The organism is Yoonia sp. (assembly GCF_036007805.1).
Classification (GTDB): Bacteria; Pseudomonadota; Alphaproteobacteria; order Rhodobacterales; family Rhodobacteraceae; genus Yoonia.
The window spans coordinates 1-5,329 of the sequence record NZ_DASYOK010000068.1; the positions used below are offsets into that span (position 1 = coordinate 1).

Below are 5,329 nucleotides of genomic sequence, written 5' to 3' on the forward strand. Positions count from 1 at the left end.
CGACGCCTTTGGCGCGCAAGGCCCCCGCAAGCGAAGCCACGCGCGTCTGCAATTCCGCATAGGTGATCGTGTGCTTGGTATGGGTGACGGGGCTGTCATAGATAATAGCCAACTGTTCGCCGCGCCCGTTTTCAACATGGCGGTCAACGGCGTTGTAACAGGTGTTCACCTCGGCATCGGTGAACCAGCGGTAAAGCGGGGCCTTGCTGTCATCAAGCGCCTTTGTCGGGGGGGTGACCCAGTCGATTGATTTGGCCTGCTCCATCCAGAAACTTTCCGGATCGTTCTGCCACGCGCCATAAACCTCAGCATATCCCATGTCGTCCTCCCAAACGTATTGGCAGGATTGTTAAGCTTGGGGTCAGGCCTCTGCAAGCTTCGCAGCGGTGCAAGCGACCGATCTAGTCAAAAACTTAACTAACCGTAATGCGCCACGGGTGTCCCAGCGATGGCGGACATGTTCAAAAGACCGCGCGCGGTGATGGATGGTGTCACAATATGACAGCGGTTGCCCATACCCATCAGGATCGGCCCGACCTCAAGCCCGCCCCCCTTCATCTTCAGGATATTGCGCACGCCAGAGGCTGCATCTGTGTTGGCAAAGACCAGCGTATTGGCCGCACCCGGCAGATGGGCCGCAGGGAAAACGCGGTTGCGCAGTTCCACGTCCAAAGCGGCATCGACATGCATTTCGCCCTCATAGGCGAAATCACGCGGCGCGCTATCAAGGATTTCCATCGCCGCGCGCATCCGGCGTCCGCTGTCGCTTTCAAGGTTGCCGAACTGACTGTGCGAACACAGCGCGATTTTGGGATCGACACCAAAGCGGCGCACGTGCCGTGCCGCACCAATCACCGTCTCGGCGATTTGCGCGGGCGTTGGTTCGGGATGCACTTGGGTGTCGGCAATAAAGAGCGGGCCATCCTCAAGGATCATGAGCGACAGGCCCGCAATGGGGTGATAGCCGTCAGTGCCGAGCACCTGACTAACGTAGTTGAGGTGCCATAGATACTGGCCAAATGTGCCACAGATCATGCTGTCAGCCTCGCCACGGTGCACCATGACGGCGGCAATCGCGGTGCTGTTGGTGCGCATCACGGCCTTGGCCAGATCAGGGGTCACCCCCCTGCGAGCCATCAGATCGTGATAGGTGCCCCAATAGTCCCGATAACGCGGGTCGTCCTGGGGGTTGACGATGCTGAAATCCACACCCGGTCTGATCTTCAGGCCCGCGCGTTCGCAGCGTGCCGCGATCACCTCGGGACGGCCGATCAGGATGGGCGTATCTGTGGTTTCTTCCATAATCGCCTGAGAGGCACGCAGCACGCGCTCATCCTCGCCTTCGGCAAAGACGATCTGGCGGGTGACCGTGCGCGCTGCATCGAATACGGGGCGCATGATCATGGCTGATTTGAAGACGGAACCGTCAAGTGCCGCCTTATAGGCCTGCATATCGTCGACAGGGCGGGTGGCGACACCGGTTGCGATCGCAGCACCGGCCACTGCGCTGGCGACAACACCCATCAGGCGCGGATCAAAGGGTTTCGGGATCAGGTAATCGGCCCCGAAAGTCAGTTTCTCGCCTTGATAGGCGGCGGCCGCCTCGGCGCTTGTTGTGGCGCGGGCAAGTGCGGCGATGCCTTCGACGCAGGCGATTTTCATCTCGTCGTTGATCTCGGTGGCGCCGACATCCAGTGCGCCACGGAAGATGAAAGGGAAGCACAAGACGTTGTTGACCTGATTGGGGAAATCGCTGCGTCCCGTGGCGATGATGGCTTCGGGATTGACCGCGCGGGCCACTTCGGGGTCAATTTCAGGGTTGGGGTTGGCCAATGCAAAAATGATCGGGCGCTCGGCCATTTTGGCAACCATCTCGGGTTTGAGAACCCCGGGGCCAGAGAGGCCAAGGAACAGGTCCGCGCCTTCAATCACTTCGGCCAGTGTTGTAGGCGTTGTCCCTTGGGCGTATTCGGCCTTTTGTGGCGTCATGTCTTTTTCGCGGCCCGCGTAGACAAGGCCCTCGATATCGCAAAGGTAAACATTCTCGCGCTTCACGCCCAGTTTCAGCAACATATTCAGACAAGCAATGCCCGCCGCACCGCCGCCTGTACTGACGATTTTGATCTCTTCGAATGTCTTGCCCGCGATCCGCAACGCGTTGGTCGCGGCTGCGCCGACTACAATGGCTGTGCCGTGCTGGTCATCGTGGAATACGGGGATGTTCATCCGCTCACGGCAGATTTTCTCGACAATAAAGCAATCAGGGGCCTTGATGTCTTCAAGGTTGATCGCGCCGAATGTGGGCTCGAGCGCGCAGACGATATCGGCAAGCTTGTAAGGGTCAGGTTCGTTCAACTCGATGTCAAAGCAATCAATATTGGCGAATTTCTTGAACAGAACCGCCTTGCCTTCCATTACCGGTTTGGAGGCCAGTGCGCCGATGTTGCCTAGGCCCAAAACGGCCGTACCATTCGTGACAACCGCCACCAGATTGCCGCGCGCGGTGTAGTCGCGGGCGGTGTCGGGATCATTCTTGATCTCGATACAGGCCTCGGCAACACCGGGGGAATAGGCGCGCGCCAGATCGCGGCCTGTGGCCAATGGTTTGGTGGCGCGGATTTCGAGTTTTCCGGGCTTGGGGTACTTATGATAGTGAAGTGCGGCCTCTCTCAGGCTGTCTTTTGCATCGTCTGTCATAGCGTCCTCCAAATATGGTTTAACGTTAAACCATTTTCCCTTGTCCCTACGGAAAGCGCAGCGCGGGGTCAATTGCGTAGCGCCTACTCTTGCAAATATTTTGCGACAAGGACAGGGTGCAAAACATGACAGAGTTACATGAAATACGTGCCGAGCTGTGCCTGCCGACAACAGACCTGCGGGCTGACCTTGGGTTTTTCGGTGGCACCTTGGGGATGCGGCTGGATATGATTTATCCTGCCGATGACCCCTCCGTGGCGGTCTATTCCGGTCATGGAGTGCGGGTGCGGCTTGATCAAGGCACCGGCGATAGCCCTGGCCTTTTGCGTATTCTGACGGATGATGCAGGATTTGCGGATGGGCAAAAGACGCTGACATCCCCGGGTGGCACACGGGTCGAGGTGCATCCGCTGCACCCGCCTCTGGAACTGCCACCAACCGATCACGCCTTTGTCGTGCGCCGCCTTGCCGATCAGGCCCCTTGGGTAATTGGCCGCGCAGGTATGCAATACCGTGACCTGATCCCGACCCGCTTGGGCGGGTCGATCATTGCCAGCCACATTCGGATTCCAGATGGCGGGCCGGTTCCGGATATGGTGCACTTCCACAAGGTCGGGTTTCAGCTGATCTTTTGCTACCGTGGCTGGGTCGATGTGGTCTATGAGGATCAGGGCCCCCCGATCCGCCTGACCGCAGGTGATTGCTTTATCCAGCCCCCCGAAATCCGCCACCGCGTGCTGGAAGCCTCCGACGGGATCGAGGTGATCGAAATCGGTGTGCCCGCAGAACACATCACCGAGATTGACCACGAAATGGCGCTGCCCACCCCGCACCTGCGGCCTGATCGCGAATGGCAGGGGCAGAAGTTTGTCTTCAACGAAGGGGCCAAGGCCGCGTGGGGGCCTGCCCGCCTGCCAGGTTTCATCGCGCGTGATACGACCATCGCCACCAATACCAAAGGTGTTGCAGGTGTGAATGTCCTGCGCAAAGGCGCGGGCGATCCGGTCTGGACAAGCCATGATGCGGACATTCATTTCACTTTTGTCATGGAAGGCACGATGACATTGGAGGGAGAGGGCAAAGACCCGTTCACCTTGTCCCCCGGTGATGCCTTTGTGATCCCGCCGGGTATGCAGACGCGCTATGCCGATCCCTCGGATGATCTGGAGCTACTTGAAGTCACCTTGCCGGGCGTCTTTACAACAACCTAAGCCTCTTGCATCCGGCAGCTACCCGTCACACTCTGGACGCCATCAATACCGGAGGCCTCATGTCATTGATTGATCACGCGCGCGCGGTTCGCGAAAACGCCTATGCGCCATATTCGAAATTCAAGGTCGGGGCGGCGTTGCGGGCGACCTCGGGTGCTGTGCATGTCGGCTGCAACGTCGAAAACGTGGCCTATCCCGAGGGCACCTGCGCCGAGGCCGGCGCGATTGCTGCGATGATTGCGGCAGGTGATACTGCTATCGCCGAAATCGCCGTGATCGCAGACAGCCCCAAACCCGTCAGCCCTTGCGGCGGATGTCGCCAGAAGATCGCGGAATTTGCAACTGGCGATGTCAAAGTGACCCTGACGACAACCGATGGCATCGTGCATGAAACCACGGTCGCAGCCCTTTTGCCGGGCAGTTTCGACGCAGACTATATGAGCCGCGTCTGACATGGACGCCCGCGCCATCATTGCCGCTGTCAGGGACAAGAAGGCCCCCACGCAGGACGAGCTGACATGGTTCGCCAAAGGGTTGGCGAGTGGTGCGGTCAGCGATGCACAAGCGGGTGCCTTTGCCATGGCGGTGGTGTTGAACGGGCTGGGTGATGCGGGGCGCACGGCGCTGACCATCGGGATGCGCGACAGTGGCGACGTGATGACATGGGATTTGCCGGGCCCCGTGATTGACAAGCATTCGACCGGCGGTGTGGGCGATTGCGTTTCACTGATCCTTGCGCCGGTGCTGGCGGCCTGCGGCGTCTATGTCCCGATGATTTCAGGGCGTGGTTTGGGGCATACCGGCGGCACGCTGGACAAGCTTGAAGCGATCCCGGGTGTGAACATCAACGTCTCTGAAAAGCAGTTGCGCCTGATCACCCGCGAGGTGGGTTGCGCGATTGTCAGTGCGACTGGCCAGATTGCCCCTGCCGACCGCCGCCTTTACGCGGTCCGCGATGTTACGGCGACTGTCGAGAGCATTGATCTGATCACCGCATCGATCCTGTCCAAGAAGCTGGCGGCGGGGCTGGATAGCCTGATACTGGACGTCAAATGCGGCTCGGGTGCGTTTATGAAAACGCGCGATGAAGCACGTGCGCTTGCACGGGCGCTGGTGACTGCCGCCAATGGTGCGGGTTGTACCACGGCGGCAATGATTACGGATATGAATGAACCTCTGGCCCCCGCGCTAGGCAATGCGGTCGAGGTGGCGATCTGTATGGAGGTACTGGCGGGCAATACCACTGTGGCACCGCGGCTCTATGACCTGACTGTCGGGCTATGTACCCAGCTGTTGATGATGCAGGGCGAAGAGACCGCCGCTGCCGTGCAGCGCGTCAAGGAGGCCCTGAGCAGCGGTGCCGCGATGGAGCGGTTTTCCCAGATGATTGCGGCCTTGGGCGGTCCGCCCGATATGGCGCA

5 protein-coding genes are annotated in these 5,329 nt (G+C 59.6%); 3 read left to right on the plus strand and 2 right to left on the minus strand.

Annotated elements, in window-relative coordinates:
- Both VGP75_RS04435 and VGP75_RS04440 read right to left on the minus strand, forming a co-directional pair.
- Positions 1-319, minus strand: a 319-nt coding sequence (locus VGP75_RS04435; protein WP_327542508.1) for an acetyl-coenzyme A synthetase N-terminal domain-containing protein, incomplete at its 3' end; no start/stop codon positions are given.
- Positions 320-417: 98 nt separating this feature from the next.
- Positions 418-2,697: an NADP-dependent malic enzyme gene (locus VGP75_RS04440; RefSeq protein ID WP_327542509.1), complete on the minus strand. Its 2,280-nt coding sequence runs from the start codon at positions 2,695-2,697 to the stop codon at positions 418-420.
- Positions 2,698-2,822: 125 nt separating this feature from the next.
- Between VGP75_RS04440 and VGP75_RS04445 the strand changes: the two genes are divergently transcribed.
- The 3 genes from VGP75_RS04445 to VGP75_RS04455 all read left to right on the plus strand — a co-directional run.
- Complete coding sequence (locus tag VGP75_RS04445; protein ID WP_327542510.1) at positions 2,823-3,908, plus strand: cupin domain-containing protein; 1,086 nt, start codon at positions 2,823-2,825, stop codon at positions 3,906-3,908.
- A gap of 5 nt (positions 3,909-3,913) precedes the next feature.
- Positions 3,914-4,360 (plus strand): cytidine deaminase, encoded by a 447-nt coding sequence (locus VGP75_RS04450; protein WP_327542511.1) that lies wholly within the window; start codon positions 3,914-3,916, stop codon positions 4,358-4,360.
- A gap of 1 nt (position 4,361) precedes the next feature.
- A partial coding sequence (locus VGP75_RS04455; RefSeq protein WP_327542512.1) for a thymidine phosphorylase occupies positions 4,362-5,329 on the plus strand: 968 nt, incomplete at its 3' end.

Excerpts from the sequence above, each read along its gene's own strand:
- VGP75_RS04440 (WP_327542509.1), bottom strand. The coding sequence starts at position 2,697 with ATGACAGACGATGCAAAAGACAGCCTGAGAGAGGCCGCACTTCACTAT.
- VGP75_RS04445 (WP_327542510.1), top strand. The coding sequence starts at position 2,823 with ATGACAGAGTTACATGAAATACGTGCCGAGCTGTGCCTGCCGACAACA.